Annotated in this window: 25 protein-coding genes; 14 read left to right on the top strand and 11 right to left on the bottom strand. The window is 54.1% G+C overall.

Going from position 1 to position 21666, the window contains the following annotated elements:
* Window positions 1-32: 32 nt before the first annotated feature.
* From HX448_RS00350 to HX448_RS00330, 5 genes are all read left to right on the top strand, one after another.
* Window positions 33-956, top strand: a complete 924-nt coding sequence (locus HX448_RS00350) for a mechanosensitive ion channel family protein (protein WP_102331137.1) — start codon at window positions 33-35, stop codon at window positions 954-956.
* A 131-nt stretch (window positions 957-1087) separates the two neighbouring features.
* Entirely contained in the window at window positions 1088-1879 is a 792-nt protein-coding gene (locus HX448_RS00345; protein ID WP_102331324.1) for an MBL fold metallo-hydrolase, read from the top strand.
* A gap of 71 nt (window positions 1880-1950) precedes the next feature.
* Window positions 1951-3795, top strand: a complete 1845-nt coding sequence (locus tag HX448_RS00340; protein ID WP_102331136.1) for a TIGR03960 family B12-binding radical SAM protein — start codon at window positions 1951-1953, stop codon at window positions 3793-3795.
* A gap of 403 nt (window positions 3796-4198) precedes the next feature.
* Window positions 4199-5275, top strand: coding sequence for a redox-regulated ATPase YchF (ychF, locus tag HX448_RS00335; protein ID WP_102331135.1), 1077 nt, complete (start codon window positions 4199-4201; stop codon window positions 5273-5275).
* A complete protein-coding gene (locus tag HX448_RS00330) occupies window positions 5268-5744 on the top strand; it encodes a PH domain-containing protein (RefSeq protein WP_102331134.1) in 477 nt (158 codons plus the stop codon). Before ychF ends, HX448_RS00330 begins: the two co-directional genes overlap by 8 nt.
* Before the next feature lie 5 nt (window positions 5745-5749).
* Here HX448_RS00330 and HX448_RS00325 read toward each other — a convergent pair whose 3' ends face one another.
* Window positions 5750-6577 carry a PrsW family intramembrane metalloprotease gene (locus HX448_RS00325; RefSeq protein WP_102331133.1) on the bottom strand — a complete coding sequence of 276 codons (828 nt, stop codon included), beginning with the start codon at window positions 6575-6577 and terminating at the stop codon, window positions 5750-5752.
* A gap of 129 nt (window positions 6578-6706) precedes the next feature.
* Here HX448_RS00325 and HX448_RS00320 point away from each other — a divergent pair, with 129 nt between their 5' ends.
* The 5 genes from HX448_RS00320 to HX448_RS00300 all read left to right on the top strand — a co-directional run bounded on the left by HX448_RS00320 (window position 6707) and on the right by HX448_RS00300 (window position 10566).
* Window positions 6707-7180, top strand: coding sequence for a ComEA family DNA-binding protein (locus tag HX448_RS00320; protein WP_162485904.1), 474 nt, complete (start codon window positions 6707-6709; stop codon window positions 7178-7180).
* 4 nt (window positions 7181-7184) lie between these two features.
* Window positions 7185-9551 carry a DNA internalization-related competence protein ComEC/Rec2 gene (locus tag HX448_RS00315; RefSeq protein WP_102331131.1) on the top strand — a complete coding sequence of 789 codons (2367 nt, stop codon included), beginning with the start codon at window positions 7185-7187 and terminating at the stop codon, window positions 9549-9551.
* Window positions 9552-9615: 64 nt separating this feature from the next.
* Window positions 9616-9822 carry a 2-oxoisovalerate dehydrogenase gene (locus HX448_RS00310; RefSeq protein ID WP_102331130.1) on the top strand — a complete coding sequence of 69 codons (207 nt, stop codon included), beginning with the start codon at window positions 9616-9618 and terminating at the stop codon, window positions 9820-9822.
* Entirely contained in the window at window positions 9819-10067 is a 249-nt protein-coding gene (locus tag HX448_RS00305) for a hypothetical protein (RefSeq protein ID WP_102331129.1), read from the top strand. Before HX448_RS00310 ends, HX448_RS00305 begins: the two co-directional genes overlap by 4 nt.
* Window positions 10068-10308: 241 nt before the next feature.
* A complete protein-coding gene (locus tag HX448_RS00300) occupies window positions 10309-10566 on the top strand; it encodes a hypothetical protein (RefSeq protein WP_102331128.1) in 258 nt (85 codons plus the stop codon).
* Here HX448_RS00300 and HX448_RS00295 read toward each other — a convergent pair.
* The 3 genes from HX448_RS00295 to HX448_RS00285 all read right to left on the bottom strand — a co-directional run bounded on the left by HX448_RS00295 (window position 10563) and on the right by HX448_RS00285 (window position 13641).
* Window positions 10563-12002, bottom strand: coding sequence for a bifunctional folylpolyglutamate synthase/dihydrofolate synthase (locus HX448_RS00295; RefSeq protein ID WP_102331127.1), 1440 nt, complete (start codon window positions 12000-12002; stop codon window positions 10563-10565). The genes HX448_RS00300 and HX448_RS00295 overlap by 4 nt on opposite strands.
* Window positions 12003-12045: 43 nt before the next feature.
* Entirely contained in the window at window positions 12046-12819 is a 774-nt protein-coding gene (locus HX448_RS00290) for a head GIN domain-containing protein (protein WP_162485903.1), read from the bottom strand.
* 177 nt (window positions 12820-12996) lie between these two features.
* Complete coding sequence (locus HX448_RS00285; protein ID WP_102331125.1) at window positions 12997-13641, bottom strand: head GIN domain-containing protein; 645 nt, start codon at window positions 13639-13641, stop codon at window positions 12997-12999.
* Window positions 13642-13791: 150 nt separating this feature from the next.
* Here HX448_RS00285 and HX448_RS00280 point away from each other — a divergent pair, with 150 nt between their 5' ends.
* Entirely contained in the window at window positions 13792-14160 is a 369-nt protein-coding gene (locus tag HX448_RS00280; RefSeq protein WP_162485902.1) for a PAS domain-containing protein, read from the top strand.
* Here the strand turns inward: HX448_RS00280 and HX448_RS00275 are convergent.
* Window positions 14129-14848: an endonuclease III domain-containing protein gene (locus HX448_RS00275; protein WP_226846782.1), complete on the bottom strand. Its 720-nt coding sequence runs from the start codon at window positions 14846-14848 to the stop codon at window positions 14129-14131. The two genes, HX448_RS00280 and HX448_RS00275, sit on opposite strands and share 32 nt — an antisense overlap.
* Window positions 14849-14888: 40 nt before the next feature.
* Between HX448_RS00275 and HX448_RS00270 the strand changes: the two genes are divergently transcribed.
* A complete protein-coding gene (locus HX448_RS00270; RefSeq protein ID WP_102331122.1) occupies window positions 14889-16199 on the top strand; it encodes a homocitrate synthase/isopropylmalate synthase family protein in 1311 nt (436 codons plus the stop codon).
* A gap of 93 nt (window positions 16200-16292) precedes the next feature.
* On the opposite strand, the gene HX448_RS00265 is transcribed toward HX448_RS00270, so the two are convergent.
* Window positions 16293-16499, bottom strand: a complete 207-nt coding sequence (locus tag HX448_RS00265) for a 4Fe-4S dicluster domain-containing protein (RefSeq protein ID WP_102331121.1) — start codon at window positions 16497-16499, stop codon at window positions 16293-16295.
* 11 nt (window positions 16500-16510) lie between these two features.
* Window positions 16511-17098 (bottom strand): class I SAM-dependent methyltransferase, encoded by a 588-nt coding sequence (locus tag HX448_RS00260; protein ID WP_162485901.1) that lies wholly within the window; start codon window positions 17096-17098, stop codon window positions 16511-16513.
* A 200-nt stretch (window positions 17099-17298) separates the two neighbouring features.
* Between HX448_RS00260 and HX448_RS00255 the strand changes: the two genes are divergently transcribed.
* Window positions 17299-17508: a hypothetical protein gene (locus HX448_RS00255; RefSeq protein ID WP_190259881.1), complete on the top strand. Its 210-nt coding sequence runs from the start codon at window positions 17299-17301 to the stop codon at window positions 17506-17508.
* 133 nt (window positions 17509-17641) lie between these two features.
* Entirely contained in the window at window positions 17642-17860 is a 219-nt protein-coding gene (locus HX448_RS00250; protein ID WP_104201584.1) for a NifU family protein, read from the top strand.
* Between the two features lie 69 nt (window positions 17861-17929).
* Here HX448_RS00250 and HX448_RS00245 read toward each other — a convergent pair whose 3' ends face one another.
* The 4 genes from HX448_RS00245 to HX448_RS00230 all read right to left on the bottom strand — a co-directional run bounded on the left by HX448_RS00245 (window position 17930) and on the right by HX448_RS00230 (window position 21657).
* Window positions 17930-19147, bottom strand: a complete 1218-nt coding sequence (locus tag HX448_RS00245; protein WP_104201585.1) for an aspartate kinase — start codon at window positions 19145-19147, stop codon at window positions 17930-17932.
* Window positions 19148-19319: 172 nt separating this feature from the next.
* Window positions 19320-20114, bottom strand: coding sequence for a hypothetical protein (locus tag HX448_RS00240; RefSeq protein ID WP_190259880.1), 795 nt, complete (start codon window positions 20112-20114; stop codon window positions 19320-19322).
* Between the two features lie 53 nt (window positions 20115-20167).
* Window positions 20168-20377, bottom strand: a complete 210-nt coding sequence (locus tag HX448_RS00235) for a hypothetical protein (RefSeq protein WP_162485821.1) — start codon at window positions 20375-20377, stop codon at window positions 20168-20170.
* A 92-nt stretch (window positions 20378-20469) separates the two neighbouring features.
* On the bottom strand, window positions 20470-21657 hold the full coding sequence (locus tag HX448_RS00230) for a cofactor-independent phosphoglycerate mutase (protein WP_190259879.1): 1188 nt from the start codon (window positions 21655-21657) through the stop codon (window positions 20470-20472).
* Window positions 21658-21666: the final 9 nt, after the last annotated feature.

Below are 21666 nucleotides of genomic sequence, written 5' to 3'. Positions count from 1 at the left end.
ATTTTCGGTGTTCTTTTGTATACTGCGAAATCATGATTGATTGGGGAGATCTCATAGATTCCATCGGTTCTTGGATAGGCAGCCATGGCGCACGGATTTTGCTGATCGTCGTCGGCTCCTGGATTTTCTATCAGATAATCAAAGTATTCCTCTCCCGCGTCGTTCGCCGCCTGGTCGAACTTCGCGCCCGTGTTGACCGGTTGCCCAAGGAAGATGAGCTCCGCCGCATTAAATCCATCCTTAGCGTTCTCATCGGTGCCCTGGGCGTGGCGATCTTCACCATAGCTACCTTCATGGTCTTATCAGAATTGAATATCAACATCGGACCGCTCATCGCCAGCGCCGGCGTCGCCGGTATCGCTATCGGTTTCGGCGCCCAGAGCCTGATCAAAGATACTTTAAATGGCCTGTTTATCATGCTTGAAGACCAGTTCAACCCCGGTGATGTAGTTAAGATCGTCGATATTTCCGGCCAGGTTGAGGACTTCAACATGCGGCGCACCGTGCTACGTGATCTTGATGGCATCGTTCATATAATTCCTAATAGCTTGATAACCACAGTGTCCAATTTCACCCGTGAATGGGCCAGGGTCAATATCAATGTTTCCGTAGACTATGGGACCGATCTTGAGAAGGCTATCGCCGTGATCAATAAGGTCGGTAAAGAGCTGGCTGCCGATGAGAATTACAGCCCAATAATAATTTCACCGCCTCAGGTTCTCAGGGTCGAGAATCTCGCTGATTCCGGTGTGGAAATCAAGATCGTGGGGGACACCCGGCCGAATAAGCAGTGGCAGGTCGCCGGCGAACTCCGGTTGCGTCTAAAGAAAGCCTTCGACGAAAACGGCATCGAAATACCCTTCCCCCAGACCAAGGTGTCTTTCGACAAATCCCAAATTGACCAGATCTCCCGGTTAGCCCAGCAGCGCAACCCGGCCGATTCCAGCCCTCCTTAAACCCGGCGTACCAGTTTTGGATTTTGGTCATTTGAATTTATTCGGTGCTGAGCTTGTCGAGGGACGATATTCGGATTTCCGGTTTGTGGAGTATGGGTGGTGGGTAGGGATTCTGCTATACTTTGCCGGTCATGACTGAACCCCGCGACGATAGCATCACTTTTTTAGGCACGGGCGGCGCCCGCATCATGGTTGCCCTCCAGATTCTGGCGTCCGGCGGAATGTGGATGTCCCTATCTGGGAAGAATGTTCTGGTTGACCCGGGCCCGGGATGCATCGTCCAGGTAAACAAGCGCAAGCTCCGTGCCGAGACCCTGGATGCTATCATCCTCTCCCACCGCCACCTCGACCATTCCGGCGACGTCAACGTCATGATCGAAGCCATGACCGGCGGCGGTTTCCGCGGCAAGGGTAAATTTTATGCGCCATCCGATGCCTTCGGGCCCGAGCCCGTCATCTACTCATACGTAAAAAAGTTCCTCAATGAAGTTGTGGTTCTTAAAGAAGGCGGCAAGTATGAACTCGATGGTCTCAAGTTCGAGACGCCGTTGCAGCACCATCACCCCGTTGAGACCTATGGGATTGTTTTCCATGCAGACGGGCGCACCATCGCCTACATTACGGACACCCGATATTTCGATAAATTGATCGATGTTTACAAGGGCGCCGACTTACTGATCATTAACGTCGTCTTGACTGAGCCGAGACCCACCGTCGATCACCTGACCCTGGACGAGGCGAAGAAAATCATCGCCGGCATCAAGCCCAAAGCCGCCATCCTGACACATTTCGGTATGAACGTCTGGAAAGCGCATCCGTGGGAGGTTGCCGCGGATATGACCGAAAGAACCGGCATTCGCGTGATCGCCGCCCGCGACGGCATGGTTTTCCATCTTGCAGACCTCGATGAAGTTAAAACGTAAATGTCATTCTGAACGAAGTGAAGAATCTCAGAGCCCCGAATACCTTGAATTCTTATCAATGGAGTCATTGATTGTCTTACCCCGATTCCATTTTATATAAAGTCCAAAAACCCGCCCGCTACACCGGCAGCGAGGTTAATGCTATTGTCAAGGATTTCGACGCGACTCCGGTCAGGATAGCCCTTTGCTTCCCTGATCTTTATGAAGTCGCCCTCTCCAATCTTTCTCTCCCCATTCTCTATGATATCATCAACAGGCGGCATGACGCCCTCGCTGAACGCGCCTACATGCCCTGGCCTGATATGATCAAGGCTATACGGGACAATGGGCTGACCCTTTTGTCTCTCGAGAATTTCCGTCCGGTCCGTGACTTCGATGTCGTCGGTTTCTCTCTGGGCGCCGAACTGTCTTTCACCACGATGCTGGAAATGCTTGACCTCGCCGGTATCCCGGTTTGGGCGGCTGATCGAGGAGAAGATTCCCCCTTGGTGGTCGCTGGCGGTACCTCGATGTTCAATCCCGAACCGGTCTCTGATTTCGTTGATGTCTTTTTCATCGGTGACGGCGAGGACTCTATTTCCGAATTTATCGATGTTTACTGCGGTTGGAAAACCGACGGCGAGCCGGGTGGTAAAACCGGGCTTCTTGAAAAATTGGCAGCTGTAGACGGTTTATATATCCCCTCGTTCTATGACGTGAAATCCAAAGACGACTGCACTGTTGCTTCGGTAACTCCAAACAATCCGGTTGCCCCTGCCATAATCACCCGTCGCATCGTCCAAAAACTTCCTCCACCGATAACCAAACCGGTTGTCCCATACATCGAAGCTGTGCAGGACCGAGGCGTCATCGAGATCTCCCGAGGTTGCGTCCGGGGCTGCCGTTTCTGCCATGCAGGCGTTGTCTATCGCCCCACCCGACAGCGCCCCCACCAGGAAGTAATCGATGCCGCCGATGAGATCATATCCAATTGCGGCTACGATGAAATTTCGCTTCTTTCGCTTTCCACATCTGATTACGATGACATCGATGGTTTGGTGAGCAAACTTGCCGATCGCTATTCAGGCAGGCACATCGCCATTTCTCTGCCTTCGCTACGGGTCACACCCGGTTCGGTGTCGCTGGTCGAGAGTCTTCCTGAAGGCCGCAAAAGCGGCCTGACCTTCGCACCGGAAGCCGCTTCGCCTCGCCTCCAGAATGTGATCAACAAAATCATCCCGGACGAAGCCCTTTTTGCCACCGCTCAAGCGGCTTTCGACCGTGGCTGGACGGGCATGAAGCTTTACTACATGCTGGGTTTACCGACAGAAACTCTCGACGATCTTTCGGAGATGGCCGACACTCTGCATAAGGTATATGCCCTTGGTAGTAACGCCCCCGGCCGCCGGCCAACTCTGCGTGTCAGTCTGTCCACCTTCATTCCCAAGCCCCACACCCCATTCCAATGGGCGGCCCAGGATGATGAGGAGACTATCGTTGTTAAGCAACGCCACCTGCTCGATCGTATAAGGAGCAAGGGCATTAAACTATCGTGGTCGGAGCCCAAAGCCAGCCTCCTCGAGGCGGCTATCTCCCGCGGCGACCGGCGTATGTCGAAAGTGATCCACTCGGCCTGGAAACGCGGCAGCATGCTGGATGGTTGGACGGAATTTTTCTCCTGGCAGCGCTGGGCTGATGCCTTCGCCGAATTCGGCCTTGACCCCGCCTTCTACGCCCGCCGGCAGCGGCCGTTGGATGAGGTCTTCCCGTGGTCGCACATCGAGACCGGCGTCACCGAGGGTTATTTGAGACGGGAGTATAAACGCGCCCTGTCCGGCGAATCCACTGGCGACTGCCACGATTCTCCCTGTCTCGCCTGCGGCTTGCAAAACCTTGTTGCCGACTGTGAGGCATCCCTCGCAAAACGCTCCCTGTAGGGGCGGATTTTAACCCGCCCGCGCATTTGTGGTAGCTTTTTTGCCAAAATATTTTTTGAAAATGGCACAAAAAACGACACGAGACGCTTGACAACTCTAATGAACATGTGTGCTATAATAGTGCCATGTTTTCCTCGTATGTCGTCCTGAGTGAAGCGCAGGACCTCTATGCTACCCCATCTGGAAAAATCCACTATGGTGGAATGGCGATTCTTCGTTCTCCGCCGACGCCCCGAGATTTGTTTTCAATCGAGGTTCTCGACGAGAAGGTGAATTTGAACCTGAAATCCGAGTCGTTTGAGTCGTTTTCGTTAAAATGGCAAATTCAAACACAACATTAGACTGCTGAAAGCTCCTAACCTCGGATGGTATAATGTCCCCGACTTTCTTTAAAGGATATTGAATGGCTTTATCTATCGGCATTATCGGCCTCTCCATGAGCGGCCGCACCACCATTTTTGAAGCTGCCACGGGCGCGGCTGCGGCTGCCCGGCCCGGCGAATCCGTCCACGTCGGCATCGCCAAAGTTCCGGATGCCCGAATCGACAAACTGTCGGCGATGTTCAAACCCGTAAAAACCACCTTCGCCGAGGTCAAATACCTTGACTTGGGAGCCTCAGTCAAGAACATCGGCGGCGAGGCTCTGCGCGAACTCTCTGCCATGGATGAGCTTGTCAGCGTCGTCCGCGCCTTTAAAGACGATTCGGTGCCCCACCCCCAGCTCACCGTCGACGCTGCCAGGGACATCGAAGCCATGAACCTTGAACTGACCTTCTCCGATCTGGCGATCATCGAGCGCCGCTTGGGCAAGATCGAACAGTCCCTCAAGGCCGCTAAGGCTACCGAGCGTCCCAAGATCCTTGCCGAGCAGGACCTGATCAACCGCTTGAAAGCCGAGCTCGAAAAGGATATCCCCCTGCGCGACGTCGAACTCACAGAAGATGAAGAGAAATCGCTGACGGGGTACCAGTTCCTTTCCGCGAAGCCCCTGTTGACGGTGATCAACATCGGCGAGGAAGACCTGGGAAATGTCGAGAAGATCGAAAAAGAATTCACTGCGAAGTTTTCCGGCAACAAACGCCGCCTTATCGCCATCTGCGGCAAACTTGAGGCCGAACTGGCTACCATGGACGCCGCCTCCGCCGCAGAATTCCGCGCCGACTACGGGCTGGTGGAGACCGGCCTATCCCGCACTATTCGAGCGTCTTACGCTCTTTTAAATCTGATCTCTTTCTTCACCGCCGGCCCCGATGAGTGCCGCGCCTGGAGTATCACTGCCGGCACCAACGCGCAATTTGCCGCCGGCAAGATCCACTCCGATATCCAGCGCGGTTTCATCCGGGCCGAGATCGTCGCCTATGATGATTTTATCCGTGCCGGTTCGATGGCCGAAGCCAAAAAACAGGGTGTTCTTCGACTAGAAGGCAAGACCTACATCATGAAGGACGGCGACATCGCCCAATTCCTATTCAATGTATAGCATAGGCAATTCGCCGGAACTCCGTTATGAAACGGCTCCGCGTTACGATACCGCGCCGATATCCGGCATCATCAGTTTGCTGATTTTCGCCGATCTACTCCTGGGATTTCTCATCCCGGGGACTTTATGGCTGATGGTAATCGTCGCTCTTGCCGAGGCTGGGCTGTTCTACTTCATTATCCCGCGCAAATACCAGATCTTTGACGACCGGGTGCGCATTTGTCTCGGTGCGCCGGTAAGATACGATATCCCCTTGTCGACAATCCGAGAAGCCCGTCCTGGCGGCGGCGCTGAAGCCTGGGTATACTGGGGACTTCGAATGGCCACTTCAAGTAAGAATGTTGTCGAACTGGTCAGGCGTGGTGGCATGGATGTCGTTATATCCCCGAGTGACCGCGAAACATTTTTGGAACAGCTGGAACTGGCGATGCGCTCGGCAAACCGCCGGAAAGATCTATCCAGGAGTTAACCTATTTAGCCGGGTTTTCCTCGCTTATCGAACTTCTCGTCATCCGTGGGTTCTGTCATCGGCGTTAGTCCGGCTTCCTTGCGGGCGCTCGCATAGAGCGCAAACAGCAACTCCAGGCTGACAATTGCCAGCGCGAGCATGCCCCCGTAAGCGATGGCGTTTGAGTTCTGGCTGTTTACGATATCCCACAACGCGTGAAGGACCACTGCAAGGATGAATGCGCCGATTACCCAGCCGTTTATATTGATTTTGCCTGCCTTAGCTCGTTCTCTCCACAATACGGCGCAAACGATGCCCGTCCAAGCACCGTGGCCAGCCGGCGCCAGAAGACCCCTGACCAGGAGTACCTGGTTCATGGCGGTTACGTCGCCCTGGCTTTGGATCAGTGTCACCAGCGCGTAACCCATTGTCTCTAGTGCGGCAAAACCCATCCCCACCGTGACCCCGAAGAGCAGACCGTCAGCTTGATGGCGGTACTTCCAGCCCAAGAATAGGAATACCGGTACGATGATTTTTGCCGATTCCTCGATCAAGCCCACCCCGAACAGACTTGAAACCGATGAACTGGTCAGGGTGGAGTATTCCAGCAGACCCGCGGCAATGGTGCCGATCGCACCACCCAGCAGGAAGGAACCGCCCAATACAGACAGAGGAATATCCCTGTCGCGAATGTGTTCATAGAAAAAACTTACGAACGCCACCGGCACCACGAAGGACCCGAGCATTATTACCGTCGGGAAAAAGTTGGGATTGCCGGTGCTCTGCATCGTTACGTTGGTCATAAAAAACAATGCGACGCCAACACCCAAGGTCCAAAGCCAGTTCAGCTTCATATTAAGCCTCCTCCGACTGCCAAGTTAATCATATTCCCTCGGTTCAGCATGTCAAAACCCGGTCAAAAACCCTTGACGCCCTTCCAGATAGGGTATAGCCTAAATCAATTTTTGTTTTTTGGGGGCGCCATGGCAGGACGTTTGCGATCGATTGTACTTACCATACCACTAGTTCTGCCGGTCCTACTCTCGGGTTGCAGCGATTCCTCCCTGGTCGAGATCTACACACCCACCACCCAACCTTCCCCCTTTGCCTCAGTTGCCATAGAAGGAGCCGTAACTCTTCCGGGCATTTACCCTGTTAAAGCCGGGGACACCCTCGAGGATTTACTCCAGGCAGCCGGCGGTCAAACTGACTCCAGTTCAAATGTAAAACTGGTCATTGGCGGCATCTCCAACGCTCCTCAGAAGATCAACATCAACACCGCCGAGGCTTGGCTGCTGGAAGCCCTTCCCGGCATCGGTGCCGTCAAAGCCGCTGCGATTATCGATTATCGCCAGTCTCACGGGCTTTTTGTAAATATCATGGAACTGGTCAAGGTTCCCGGCTTCGGACAGTCGACGTTTGATGCCCTCAAAGACTTGATTACGGTGTCGGGGTAAAAAATTGGTCCTTATAGTCATGTCCCTAGCGTGGATTATCGGCATATGGCTCGGTTCACAGGTGGCTCCATCGCCGCTGTGGCTTTTGGCGGCGATTGTTCCCGCCGCCTTTTTGTTTGTACGGCGCTGGCGGCTGAAAGCCGTTAGCGGTTGTCTAGTTGTTCTTTTACTGGTTGGTGGGGCTGGATTCTTCCATTCTACCGTGACTAAGGTAGACGAGAACCACGTGGCCTTCTATGTTGGGTCGACGGTATACACTTTTGAAGGAACTGTCAGCCGTCCGCCGGAAGAAAAGGAGAAGTCCGTTGCGCTGCGTCTTTCTGATGTTACGATCGACACCGGCAGCAGCAAACGTAATCTGACCGGCGCCGTCCTGGTCTACGTTCCCCCCTTCCCCAAACATCAATACGGCGACCGGATTACCCTGACCGGAAAGTTGCTTGAGCCCCCGGTGTTCGACACCTTCGACTGGCGCACCTACCTCGCCCATGACGAGGTTTTTGCCACCGTTCTATATCCACCGGTCACCGCTGTCAGCCCTGAACACGGTAACCCGGTGCTTGCCGGGATTTACCATCTTAGGCAAAAGCTGGCCGACGGCATCGCTACCGCCCTCCCCGAGCCCCAGGCCTCCTTGGCGCAGGGTCTTGCTCTCGGCATCCGTTCCAGCATCCCCGACGATGTTAACCAGGCTTTTTCCGCCTCCGGCACGTCGCATCTGCTGGCCGTCTCCGGGCAGAACCTGGCGATCATTGCTGGGGTTCTTTTGTTCGCCATCCGTGGTTTGATCGGCCGCCGCGGCTACTGGTATGTCTGGCTGGCTATGACGGCTGTCTGGGGTTTCACCGTGCTTTCCGGTCTGGCTCCGCCGGTCGTCCGTGGCGCCATAATGGCCTCGATCTTCCTTTTGGCTGAGTTCCTTGGAAGGCAGAAGGCAGCCGCCGCCGCTCTCTGTTTTGCGGCGGCCCTGATGGTTGCGGCAAATCCCCAATTGCTATGGTCGGCTTCTTTCCAAATGAGTTTCGCCGCCATGGCCGGTCTCATCTTCCTTCTGCCACCGATCAACGAATTTGTACGTCGTATGGCACTAAAATTTACAGGGCAAGATTCACGCTTCTATGGAATTTTTCGCTGGCTGGCGGAGGGTCTGGCGGTAAGTGCCGCCGCGGTTGCTGGCGTCTTGCCCCTCGTCGCCTATTACTTCGGGAGTGTCTCTCTGATAGGCGGTGTCGCGACTCTCGCTGCCGCCCCCGCGTTGCCCCTCATCATCTTCGGCGGCCTGCTTACCGGTGCAGCTGCCGTTGTCCACCCGGTTTTGGCGATTCTTTTCGGAGCGATTACCTGGCTGTTCATTAGCTACCTTCTGGTTATAGTGGAACTCTTTGCCCGGATCCCCCCGTTGCACGTCGGCGCATTCAATCCGCTAATGATTTGGTTCTTCTATGCCTTACTTGCCGCTTGCGCCTGGTGGCTGTGGCGCTGGCAACGGTTGCAGGCGTCTGAGGTCACCACAAGACCTATGAGACTAGGCCGCTTTGCGTCGATCGGTGTGCCGGCAATCATCCTCCTGACCTTTTTAACATCGAGCGTCTTGATGTTTCCCGGCGACCACCGGTTACAGATAACCTTCCTCGATGTCGGCCAGGGTGATGCCGTCTACATTCGCACTCCCGCTGGCCAGGATATTCTCATTGACGGCGGCCCTTCTCCCCAACGCCTCGCCCAGGAACTTTCAAAAAAGATGCCTTTCTGGGACCGGTCCATCGAATTGGTCGTTTCGACTCACGTCGATGCCGATCACCTCACCGGTCTGATTGAGGTCTTGAAACGCTACAAAGTTAACCAGGTAATCGATCCGGGCATTGCCGCCGATACCGACCTGTACCGCGAGTGGCGCCGGTTGATTGATGAAAAAGGAGTGGCGGATACAGCCGTAGTCGCAGGACAGCGCATCCGGCTTGCTGGAAGCCTTGAATTTGAAGTCTTGAATCCATACGATAAGACGATTACCGATTCCAATTCTTCATGCCTGGTCTTAAATTTGTCTTTCGGCGACGTTTCGCTGCTCTTTGCTGGTGACTTACCTCAGGCAGCGGAGCAGGAATTGATTTACCGCCGGTTGCTACCCGATGCGACCGTTTTAAAAGTCGCTCACCATGGATCGAGCGGCTCGACCGGGGCTGCATTTCTTGCCGTTACCCAGCCGGAGTTAGCCGCTATACCGGTCGGCCAAAACAGTTATGGTCACCCGGCATCGGCGGTTGTGGCTTCTCTGGACACGTTGTGCATCGAGAATGGCGTTTTCCGCATGGATACTTCTGGCTCAGTCACCTTCATCACTGATGGATGTTCGTTGTGGCTCAAACCGTAGCTAAAACCTCAAGCATCCTGAATCCTTGACAATCATCCCTTCAATTCTCTAATCTGGGCGCAAAATGAATGAGATCATCTTTTTGGTTCAGGAAGACCCCGAAGGCGGCTTCACCGCCCGGGCTCTTGGACAACCCATTTTCACCGAGGCGGATACCCTCGATGAATTAAAATCCCAGGTCCGCGATGCCCTGGCCTGCCACTTCGGTTATGGAGCCGCCCCACCAGTCGTCCGCCTCAGTCTTCAGAAAGATGAGGTCATCCTGTCGTGAGACTCCCTCGAGACATTGGCGGTCAATACCTTGTCAGACAGCTCGCGCTCTATGGTTACTCGATCACCCGCCAGACCGGCTGCCATGTGAAAATCATGTCGGCCCAGGCCGGTCGGGAGCACCAGATAACCATCACCACAGGGCGACTATTGCGTATGGCTACCCTGAACAACATCTTGACTGAGATCGCCAGTTATCTTTCCATTGAGAAGGACGCGCTCATCACCGCACTGTTCTTCGCTTAATCCACCGGTCAACTGTCTATTCGAATTTGGAATGTCTTTCGATTTTAGAGAATGCCCAAAAATAATTTCGAAAAACCCCTAGACGCAGTGCAGTCGACGGGGGTAAAATAGGGACGTGAACATCCAGAGGTACTTCCCGCCATGCGAGTAGTTGATCCCCGTAGAAATGTGTGCTGAAGCACTGTCGCGCATTGCGCGGCGGTGCTTTTTAATTTACCAATAAACGAGTCAGGAGGAGAAAATGTATTCAAGCCTGATCGGTAAAATCGAAAAAGCCAACCGCTACGCCCAGGAGAAAGACCGAATCACCTTTACCGACATGAGCGTCAAATTCCGCGGCGAAAACGATATCCATACCACCGAACTGAAACATGGTCAATGGCATTGTTCTTGTGATTTCTTTGTGACCTGGGGGCGCTGCTGCCATACCATGGCGCTCGAAAAAGTCCTCGGCCCGATGCTGTCTGAAGAAGCCCGGGTCACCGAATTCCCGGTTTAAATAATCCGGGGATTTTCTCCGGCTGCTCTGTTCCTCCAGATTTCTAGGGTTTCGCCGACGGCAAAAAGCGAGCCGGTGACGCACACCATCCCATCTAGACCGGCCAGGTTTGTGGCCACAATCACCGCCTCAGCCGTGGTTGACGTGTAATTAACCCTCTTGCCGAGTTTTTCAAAAGCTCGGCCCAGGGTTTCAACGTCCATCGCCCTCGGATGCCGCGTGCGGGTAACGATGAATTCATCAAAAGCCAGAGCCAGGACCTCCGCCATTCCGGTTACATCTTTGTCAGCCGATGCCGCTATGACCAGGGATGCCGGATGTGGCCCGAGGTCCTGGCCGAGATAGGCCTCGAGGGAAGCCACCAACTCCTTGGCAGAGGCTGGGTTGTGCGCGCCGTCGAGTATCACCAGCGGGCATCGATCAATTATCTGAAACCTCCCTGGCCAATCGGTCTTCGACAGCCCTTCCTCGATTGTTTTCTTGTCGATGCCGGCTACACCTTGACCGATGAGAGCCTCCAGCGCCGCCACTGCCGTCGCGCAGTTGGTCCGCTGATAAGTACCTAGCAGCGGCAATTTCACATCATAGATGTCATGCCTGCCCAATATATTGAATGTCTGGAATTCGTCTTCAAAATTGGAGCGGGTCACGGTATCTAGATTGGCTATCGTTAAAGGGGCGGTTAGTTTTCGACAGGTCGAATCGATGACTTCCTTTGCGTCTTCGTGTTGTGGCGCGGAAACCACCTGCACCCCCCGCTTGATAATGCCGGCCTTTTCGGCTGCGATCTCCCGGATGGTGTCGCCAAGCACTTCGGTATGCTCCAAATTGATCGTAGTGATGACCGAGAGCTGAGGTTCAACAATGTTAGTGGCATCCAGCCTCCCGCCCAGCCCCACCTCAATGACCTGCCAGTCAACCTGGTTATTAGCAAAATAATCGAAGGCAAGGACGGTCATTATTTCGAACGTGGTGAGTTCTCCGTAAAGTGCTTGAGCATTTATCTCGGCAACGATCGGCTTCAACCTTTCGACCTCCTCGACGAATTCATCTTCGTCGATAAAGTGGTCGCCTATCTTGAACCGTTCGTAGGTCTCCATAAGGTGAGGTGAGGTATAGAGGCCGGTTTTATAACCTGCCTCTTTCAGCACTGAAAATATGATTGCTGCCGTCGAGCCTTTGCCTTTGCTGCCGGCAATGTGGACAGTTTTGGACATCAGGTGAGGGTTGCCCAGCCGTTCGAGGAAAAGGCGTACCCGCCGAAGGTCGTATCGGGATGCATCGCGGGGGCGCTGTCCCGCCTCATAATCGACGAACCCATAGAGCCAATCCAGTGCCGCGTGGTATTGAGCTTTCATAGCTAAATAATAGCAGCATTGCCCGGTGGCAAGAAAAACATAATCCAATATGAAGGACCTGGCTTTGATCTCCTTCATACTGGATTGTTTAAAGAAGCAGCTTTGGATGAAGGACTGGCGATTAGCCTTTATTCAAAGTTGACGCTCCTGTGACATTGACGTCGCCCATTGTAGGATTTCCGTAATACTTCAAAGATGAAGCCCCCGACAAGGTCACATCCAGCCTGCCCGAGGTGTTTACGTCGCCGTTCGAGGCGCCGGAAAAATTGACTTTTGCGCTTGCCGTAACGAATTCTTTGAGTGTCGCCCGTGAGGCGCCGGAAACCGCCATGTTCAGATCTTGGCCTCGGCCTGAGAAGCTGATATTTGATGCCCCGCTGACGTTAAACACGGTATTGCCGCTTTCCAGGCTGCCGCGGATCTTGGAAGCGCCCGAGATGGTGCTGTTGACGTCGCCACATTTGATACCATCTAGTTCTATACTGCTGGCGCCGCTGGCAGCGAGCTTCAAGCCTTCGTTGGAGGTAAAACCGCTGAGTGCGGCCGAAGAGGCGACGGTGACCTGCAAGCTTGCGATCTGCGGCATGGCGACCCTGGCTTTCAGAGAAGCGACGGTATAGTTGCCGTTCTTGAGCTTTATCTTCAGCGTATCCCCGTTTCTCTCGAAGTCCAGGTAGTCAAATATATTTTGGTTGGTGGTGACGCTCACCGAATAAGAGGCATCCCGGATAATCTCTACATCGAAAGTCGAGGAGACCTCTACCTTGGTGAACTCCGAGAAATCGAGGGATCGAGTTTCGGTTGGTCCGCGTCCGACGATACTGCCGAACGGGATACAGGCTAATCCAAGTAGTGGAAGCGTAGCAAGTCCGATCAACACAAAAAGTTTCTTCATAATTATTGTCCTCCCCATTCATTATGGGCATGTCCACACATAAGAACACCCCGCGAACGAGGAGTTTTTGGCTCGCCTTAAGGATAGTTTTCGAAAGTCGCCTCTTTACGGGCGCTCACAAAAGCCCCGAAGGCACCTCCTACTCGGACAGTGTAGACCAATCTCGATACGGGCGTTTTATGTCTTCTTGGTAAAACTCGAAGCACCGGTTATTTTGACGTCGCCGAGTGTTGGCGTGCCTAACCACCGGAGGTTGCTGGCGCCTGAAACGATTGCGTCGAGTTTGCCTTTGACGTCGATGGTCATGCTGGCGGCCCCGCCGAGCTTTATCCGGGCATCTCCAACAGTCATTTTTTCAAGGTTGGCGTTGGAAGCTGCTGTAAGTTCGATATTCGCCGTCTCGGCGCTACCGCTGAGTTCGAAATGGGAAGCCGCTCCCGCTTCGAGTTTCAATTGTTTACAGGCGACGTCGCCGCTCAGGGTGCTTGCACCGGAGAGCGTTGCCTGAAAGGTATCGAGCCCGCTGAACCCGGAAATTTCCCCTTTGCTGGCGGCAGCCAGTTCGATTGAGCGTAGTTCCGGCATAGTGACGATTAGCTTTGGAGCTGAAACCCCCTTAAAAACCAGGCCGATATGGCCCCACCGAGCTTCCAGCTTAGCGGTGAGCGTCCCGCCGAAAACGCTGACTTTGACGTCGTTCAATGCCTGATCGTCTGCTTCGACCGCTACCGAGAACTGATCGCCGCGCTTGACCTCAAGTTTCATGGCGTTGCGGACTTCAACGCCGGTGAAACCGCTGAAATCGAATTCCTTACGGGCCATGTTATCACCTCGTTTGCCCCAGGTCTCGCGCCCGGTGGCTTTATTTCATTTTCAAGAAATTATAACATCGTCGGCAATGAGCCGGAACATCATTTGCCCCTTCGGCAATTTGACTGGTATTATCTCGGCAACAATTTCAGGGAGATATTCATGCTCGAAAGCCTGCCTCTTTCAACCATCGCCGCCATGCTGGACACATTGCCGGTCGACCTGACGTTCATGGATGAAAAAGACCGGATCGTTTGGTTTTCCGGCCACCGCATCTTCAACCGCCCGGCGGAGATAATTGGCCGTGATGTCCGGCTGTGCCACAAGGAGTCATCGCGGCCGGCTATCGACAAAATGATCGCCGATTTCAAATCGGGCGCGAGCGATCTGGTAGAGCATTTCACCGACAAAAGCGACGGGCGGAAAATCCGGATCAGGTATATGGCCGTCCGCGATGCGTTGGGTGACTACCTTGGAATGGTCGAAATGGCGGATGACATCACGTCGGTCCGCCCAAGTGAACCGGTTTAGTGGCGGAGGGCTTTCCTGAACATTCGTTGCTGAGGCAACATTCGGTGCATTGCGGCGACTTCCGGCAGATGTCTTTGCCGTGTTTAACGATCAGGGCATGATATTCGGCGAATAACTCGAATTCGTGGGGCAGGTTGTCCATGAAAAGAGCCTGCCAACCGTCGTAATTGTCAACCGGAGGCTCAACCCCCAGGCGCCTGAATAGTCTTCGGGTATAGGCATCAATGACGAATACCGGCCGTTTGAACACGTAAAGCAAAATCGCGTCAGATGTCTCCGGCCCTACTCCGTAGATCTCGAGGAGTTCCTGCCGCAGATCAACAGTCGGAGATCTGTCGAGCCTTGACAGGTCGTCCTTATACTTGCCGAGCCACTCGGCCAGAGCTTTGAGCTTCCTTGCCTTGGCGTTGTAATACCCGGAAGGGTAAACCATTTTGGCGAGGTCAACCATTGGCATGTCCCTGATGGCCGATGGTGAAAGCTTCCCCGCGGATTTGAGGTTTGTGATCGCTTTTTCAACGTTACCCCAGGCCGCTGACTGGGTGAGAATAGCACCAACCATGATTTCAAACGGCGTTTCGCCCGGCCACCAGTGTTGTACACCGTAGCAGGCTAGAAGTTTGTTGTGTATACCGATCAACTCTCTTCGTAATTCAGGTTTGCCGGTCATAGTCCAATATGTTACCATAACACTTTACCACCGCTAACCGCCACGATTGAGGTGAAATGTGCCTAAGATTTATTTAATCGATGTCACCAACCGCGACGGCGTACAGACGGCCAAACTCGGCTTGTCCAAACTGGAAAAGACCATGGTCAACCTATACCTTTCCGAGATGGGTGTTTTCCAATCGGAATTTGGTTTCCCCACCACCAAACACGAAACGAACTATCTGCGCGCCAATCTGCGCCTGGCTGAACTCGGGGTCATCGCTCCATTGCGCTTGGAAGGATGGATGCGCGCTATTTCATCGGACGTTGAATTGGGCTTCCAGATGGTGCCGGGGTTGAAGCATGTCAACCTTTCGATTTCAACCTCCAATCAGATGATCGATGGTAAATTCAAAGGCAAGAAGACACGGAAGGACGTCATCAAGGAAATGACTTCCGCGGTTGACACCGCTTACCGCCTCGGCGCCACAACTGTGGGCGTCAACGCCGAGGATGGTTCGCGCACCGATCTCGAGTATCTGACGGAATATGGTCTCGCGGCCAAGGAACACGGCGCCACCCGGTTGCGTTACTGCGACACCCTTGGTTATGACGACCCCTTCTCCATCTACGATACCTGTCGCGCGCTGGCCGAGGCCGTCGGTATGCCCATAGAATTGCACTGTCACGGTGACCTTGGAATGGCCGTAGCCAACTCGATAGCCGGGGCTCGCGGCGTTATCGATGGCGGTCAGGACGCCTATATCAACACCACCCTCAACGGCATCGGCGAGCGAGCCGGCAACGCCGACCTCGTTGCCACAGTGCTGGCCTTGACCAAAAGCAAGAGCTTTGCGGGCAAATACGAGCTGGGCAATCCTATCGACTTAACCAAGAGCTGGAAGATCGCCAAGTTCGCTTCATACGCTTTCGGCGTCCCCATACCTATCAACCAGCCCGGTGTCGGCGCCAACGCCTTCGCCCACGAATCCGGCATCCACGCCGACGGTGTCCTCAAAGACCCTCACAATTATGAGCTTTACGGCTTCGAAGAGCTCGGCCGCGGCGATCCCGAAATGGTGGAGACCGGACGCGAGATCTGCGCCGGAGAATATTCCGGTATCTCCGGCTTCTCTCATATCATGAGCGACCGAATGTCCTGGCACTTCAAGAACAAGGAAGAAGCCCAGGAGATACTTGAGCTGGTGCGCTACGCCAATGTCCTTTCCCATAAACCGCTGGTCGAAGACGAATTGCTGTTTATCGCCCGCTACCCCCACACCGCCAAACGCCTGCTCACGGTGACTCCACTGGAGGGATCGGACGTTATCGATGAACTGTTTACGCCCTGGCCCGAGGATAAGAATAAAATCAAGGAAACACTGTAGACCAACCCCACCCATTTGTTCAGCGTTTTCGCAAATAACAAAGAGGCAGGCCGAACGGCCTGCCTCTTAACATTTCCGGTTTTGGGAACTTCACTATCTGGAGACAGCGGGCCGCCGGACACTTATTGCTCCGGTTGGGCATTGGAACTCGCAGCCGCCCAGTAGGTCACATTTGCTCTGGTCGGTAACCTTGCAGAGGCCAGTGTCAGCATCTACCTCGAGGATTTGCCGCGGGCACATCATCGCGCAGACCCCGCAGCCGGTACACAGTTCCGGATCGATTTTGACTCTATCTTCCATACATCCTCACCTCAGTTCTTAATTTTCAATAGGTTAAAGCTGCCGCCAACCGCGGAGCTTGCCTCTTCAATTCCTAGATCAAGTGTCTTTGCGAGTGCTTCCATCCCGCCTAGAGCCTGGGTGGCCTTAAAGCAAAGATAATGTTCTCCGCCAACCACCATCTCCGCGAACCGGTAGAACCGCCGTGCCGGAACTGGATAATCGGCCAGGATCAACCGGCCGCCCCCTTTTTTCGTCACACGCTGCATCTCAGCAATCACTTTTTGCTGGGTTTCGAGTGACTTTTCGTGCAGAGCTAACGAAATCGTTGAGTAATCGAAAAATCCATCTCCGAAAGGCAACGCCGTGGCGTCGGCCAACTGAAAATGCAGGTTTTCTTTTCCGGATTTCTGCCGTTTTCTCTCTGCGACGGCGATCATCTTGGGGTCAAGATCGATCCCCCACGCGTCAATTCCTAGCCAGGCTAGATAAGCTGCCTGGTCCCCAGTCCCGCAGCAGACATCCAGCACTTTGTCGCCGGGTTTCATCCCTGCAAATTCGGGGGTTCTTTGACGTAATCGCCTTAACGCCCGGTCGATAACCAGGCTGTAAAAACTCACGATCAAAGCCGGCGTTCTCGCTCTGCAAGGCGAATCATATACTTAGTAATTGTATCATCAAATACTCATCTTTCCAATTTTTACGATTGAATGGCGCCAGGGGGCTAACATCCACGCAAGTTTCGTCGTTATAAACGGTGAGTGTGCCAAGAGGAGGTAAAATATGCGCCGCGTCTATGATGCCTGGGATCGGGTACTTTATGAGATCTGGAAATTCCGGCAACCCATGCCCCGATACGCAGTTGTACGTGTCCGTCGTAACCGTCAATAAGCTGGGTGAGCCTCGAAAACTCGCCCGTTTCGATATGGCGGGAGGTCTTGGACCTCCCGCCACTCTTTCCTATTCGTCGTTGCGAGGCCGGTGCACCGGCGAAGCTATCTCCATGCCAGGCGAGCAATACTGCTTTTAGCACGACGACACGGTCAGGAAGCAAGGTTGAGGCTGAATGCGACCATTACAGCTTCGCAAATTGACACCGTTGCTCTTTCGTGATAGCTTTTTAAGATACGTCCGAATGAATTTCGGTAAAAGAAGGAGCTATCATGCAGGATAAGGTCAAGGCAGCCTTGGACAAAGTCCGCCCCAATCTCCAGGCCGACGGCGGCGATGTTCAGTTCGTTGAAGTCAAAGACGGTGTCGTTAAAGTTAAACTCACCGGCGCCTGCGCCGGTTGCCCCATGTCTCAGATGACCCTAAAAAAAGGTATCGAGAATTTCCTCAAACGGGAGATCCCGGAGGTCAAAGAGGTCGTTTCAGCCTAAACGCTAAATGAATCCTTGGAAATTGAAAAGCCCGTTCAATTGAGCGGGCTTTTTTCATCGCTCACTCAACTATTCTTCGGTTTCCAATTCAAACGCTTTGTGCAGCGCCCGAACCGCTTCTTTAACCTTGCCTTCCTCGATAATGACCGTTATCCGGATTTCCGAGGTGGAAATGAGGTCGATGTTGATGCCGGCATCGTACAAAGCCCTGAACATCTTAGCGGCATAACCCGGCGTGTTCTGGATGCCCGTTCCTACGATTGAAATCTTGCCAATATTCGGATCGGCCTCGATGCTGGTTGCTCCCAGGTGATCGGCTATCGGCTTGACCACTTCCATTGCTTTTTTCAGGTCCGACTCCGCCAGGGTAAAGGTCATGTCCGTGATGTGCTTAACGCTTGCGTTCTGGACTATGGTATCGACCGATACGCCTGCTTTGGCCAGCGGCTCGAACAGCGATGCCGCAATGCCGGGTTTGTCAGGTATGCCGACGATCGTGATCTTTGCCACGTCGAGGTCGTGAGCGATGCCGCTCACCTTATTCCGAATCTCCATTTGTCCTCCGTGAATCAACGTGCCGGGATTATCATTGAAACTGGAAGCAACCAAAATCGGGATATTATAGAGCTCGCCCAATTCGACGGCCCGGGGATGCATGATCTTAGCGCCGTAGGTCGCAAGCTCCAGCATCTCCTCGTAGCTTATCTCTTTCAATCGCCGGGCTTCGGGAACGACCCTGGGATCGGCCGTGTAGACGCCGTCGACGTCGGTGAATCGTTCGCAGATCTTCGCCCCCAGGATAGCGGCAAGAGCCACCGCCGAGGTGTCGGAACCTCCCCGCCCGAGGGTGGTCACCTCCATGCTCTCGGTGATGCCCTGGAAGCCGGCGACGATGACTATACGCCCTTTATGCAACTCCCGATGGATACGTTCGGGCTCGATGCCGGTGATGCGGGCTCGGCTGTGGGAGGCGTCGGTTTTGATGCCCGCCTGTGCGCCCGAAAGGGAAATCGCCTCGTGTCCCATGTGCTTTAGGGTCATCGCCAGGAGAGTCGATGAGACGATCTCGCCGGTGGACATGAGCAGGTCGAGTTCCCGTGGGTCTGGCCGGTCGGTTAGAGATTCTGCCAATTCAATGAGGTCATCGGTGGAATCGCCCATGGCCGAAACGACGACCACCACCTGGTTGCCTTTCTCTTTTGTGGCGATGATCCTGCGGGCAACGGAGCGTATGCGCTCGGCATTAGCTACCGAGGTGCCGCCGTACTTTTGAACGATGATTGCCATTCTGCCTCGCTAATGCCCTCAAAATTGTCATTCCCGCGCAAGCGGGAATCCGACGCCTTTATTTTCAATTTTCGATTCTCGAAACTCACCAGTAAATCTTCACGGACGACACCACCCCCAGGCTCTCCCAGTAGTAGTCCCCGAGTGAATCGCCCAGGATGCTGAGTTCCCGTTACTCCGCCTGGAGTCTATCGTGCCAGTTAGCGAAATATGTGTATTCCGGTTCCTTGAGCCTGATCCTGCCGCCGAGCGCCTGTTCGTAAGCAGTGGCGTCAGCTTCGTAGGTGTCTCGTTTCTGTTCGAACAGCCGGAAATTGTCCAGATAAGACAGGTAGTAATTATAAAGGGGAGAGCTTGCGACCTCAAGCGGGACTACTCCGTAGTCCTGCCCGATGGCGATATATGCCACTTTGTCGAAACTCCCTACGGCATTGCTGCTGATGTCCTGTCGAGCAACATCGTAAGAAGATGTGTCGTCGATAATAACCAGTCCCCGGTCGGTAGTCATAAACGCGGTGGCCGCGTGTCCTACATCCTCGCCGTAAAAATCTATAGCTACCCAGGCTGCCTTGATATCGGCTTCTTCGGCGTCGTTGTGCAGGTCCATCGCAAAGCTGCCGCACATGTACCTGTCGGGTATGTAGGCGTTGTGATCCGTGGCGTCGCTTTCGATAAAAGCTATTAGCCTGGCCCAGGTTACATCGCCGGCGGCTGGATTGTTTACCAGCTTCACTGACGCTCCGCCAGGGTACAACTTGTAAGGCGGTTGACGTCCGTCATAAGAAAGAGCACCGGCGATGGAGTTGATGCCGGCGACGTCATCAGGAGCGGTAAGCGTTATCGCCGGAGGGTAGCCTGCGCCGGGAATCTCCAATGAGAACGAACACCCGGACAACACTGCCGCCGTGATAAATATTGCCAACGGCATCGATGCCCATTTTGCCGTTCTTCGTTCCATTTTGGTCATTTGGTATTTCGGTTGTTTGAATTTGTGTCGTATTCGAGTTTCGATTTTTGGATTTACTTCAAAACAAGCGTCAAAATCAGCGCAATAATAACGATGCCGATGATCGCCCAGAACCACGCCGGAGTTCCGCCACCTACCCTGTCCCCCCGGTACCCGGTAGATTCTCCCCTTCTCCGTTTTTCGCAACACTCGACGCAGGTGCAGGCCGGCGGATGCCCTCCATACCTCACTTGCCGATAAACCTCATCTTCTCTGGGACTCATTGTGTCAGATCCTGCTTTTAAAACCCTTTTCGTTGGAATTTTCTGGTCTAGTCGTTCGTGTTATTTCGGAATTCGATATTCGAATTTCGGATTTATCCTCTTACCACCATACTCATAATGTTGTGCGCCTCGGCCACCATCAGCTTAGTGCCTTTTGCCTCGGCCTCAGTGAAGCGTCTTGCGCCGCTCGTCCTGACGCCGGAACCCCAGATCAAAAATGGCACCATTTCGGCGGCGTGGGTACGGATCTTAAGCGGCGTCGGGTGATCGGGCATGATCAGCACTCTGAGCTTATCTCCCTTGAAATCCCGCAACCGCCCTACCATGTCGCGGTCGATCATTTCGATCGCTTTGACCTTTTCCTCAGCGTTGCCGGAGTGCCCCGCCTCGTCTGGTGCCTCCACGTGAACCACCACCATGTCGTAAATGTCTAATGCCTTCAGGGCTTCTTCCATCTGAAGCGCGTAGTCGTTGTCGATGTTATCGGTGACGCCATCGATGCACATCACGTCCATCCCCTGCATCTGCCCCAGACCCCGTAGGAGATCGACGCCAGAGGTGATCGCCGCTCCTATCCCGTAGCGTTCCTTGAACGACGGCATTTTGGGGAGGGGACCGCTGCCCCAGAACAGCCATAGTTGAGTTGCTGGCGGTTCGCCCCGGGCAATTCTGGCGACATTGATCGGGTGGTCTTTCAGTAGTTCTGCAGAAGAATCCATTATGCTTCGCAGGATGTCGCTGCCTTCACCCTTCGGCAAATATCCCTCGACAGGTTGGTCGGGGATGTCGTGGGGCGGTTTGCATGCGGCGCGAAGCGTTTCCGGACGTCCTTTGAGTTTTAAAATATGGCGGTACCCCACCCCAGGGAACAGTTTAAGGTCTGGTGTCTCCAGTTTTTCGTTCAGGAACTTGATCAGGGCGGCGGATTCGTTGGAGTCAATATGCCCGGCGGAATAATCCCGCATGATCCCGTCCTCGACTGTCACCAAGTTGGCTCGGAAGACCGTTTCTTCGGCGGCGATGGGGATGTCCAGGCTCTTGGCTTCGATTGCGGCGCGCCCTTTGTAATAGACCTTGGGATTATAGCCCAGCACCGACATGCAGGCGCAGGCGGATGACGGTTCCATCCCTTCGGGCACCGTGCCGGTCATGCCTACCGTGGCGCGCCTCGCCATTTGGTCGAGGTTCGGCGTCTCTGCCGCTTCCAGGCTCGTTTTGTTTCCTAGCGATTCCACCGGCCATCCGGAGGCCCCGTCAATGATGAGCACTACGTATTTCATACTGCCATC

Source organism: Dehalogenimonas etheniformans (assembly GCF_014672715.2).
GTDB lineage: Bacteria > Chloroflexota > Dehalococcoidia > Dehalococcoidales > Dehalococcoidaceae > Dehalogenimonas > Dehalogenimonas etheniformans.
This window is presented reverse-complemented; position numbering and strand designations above follow the sequence as displayed.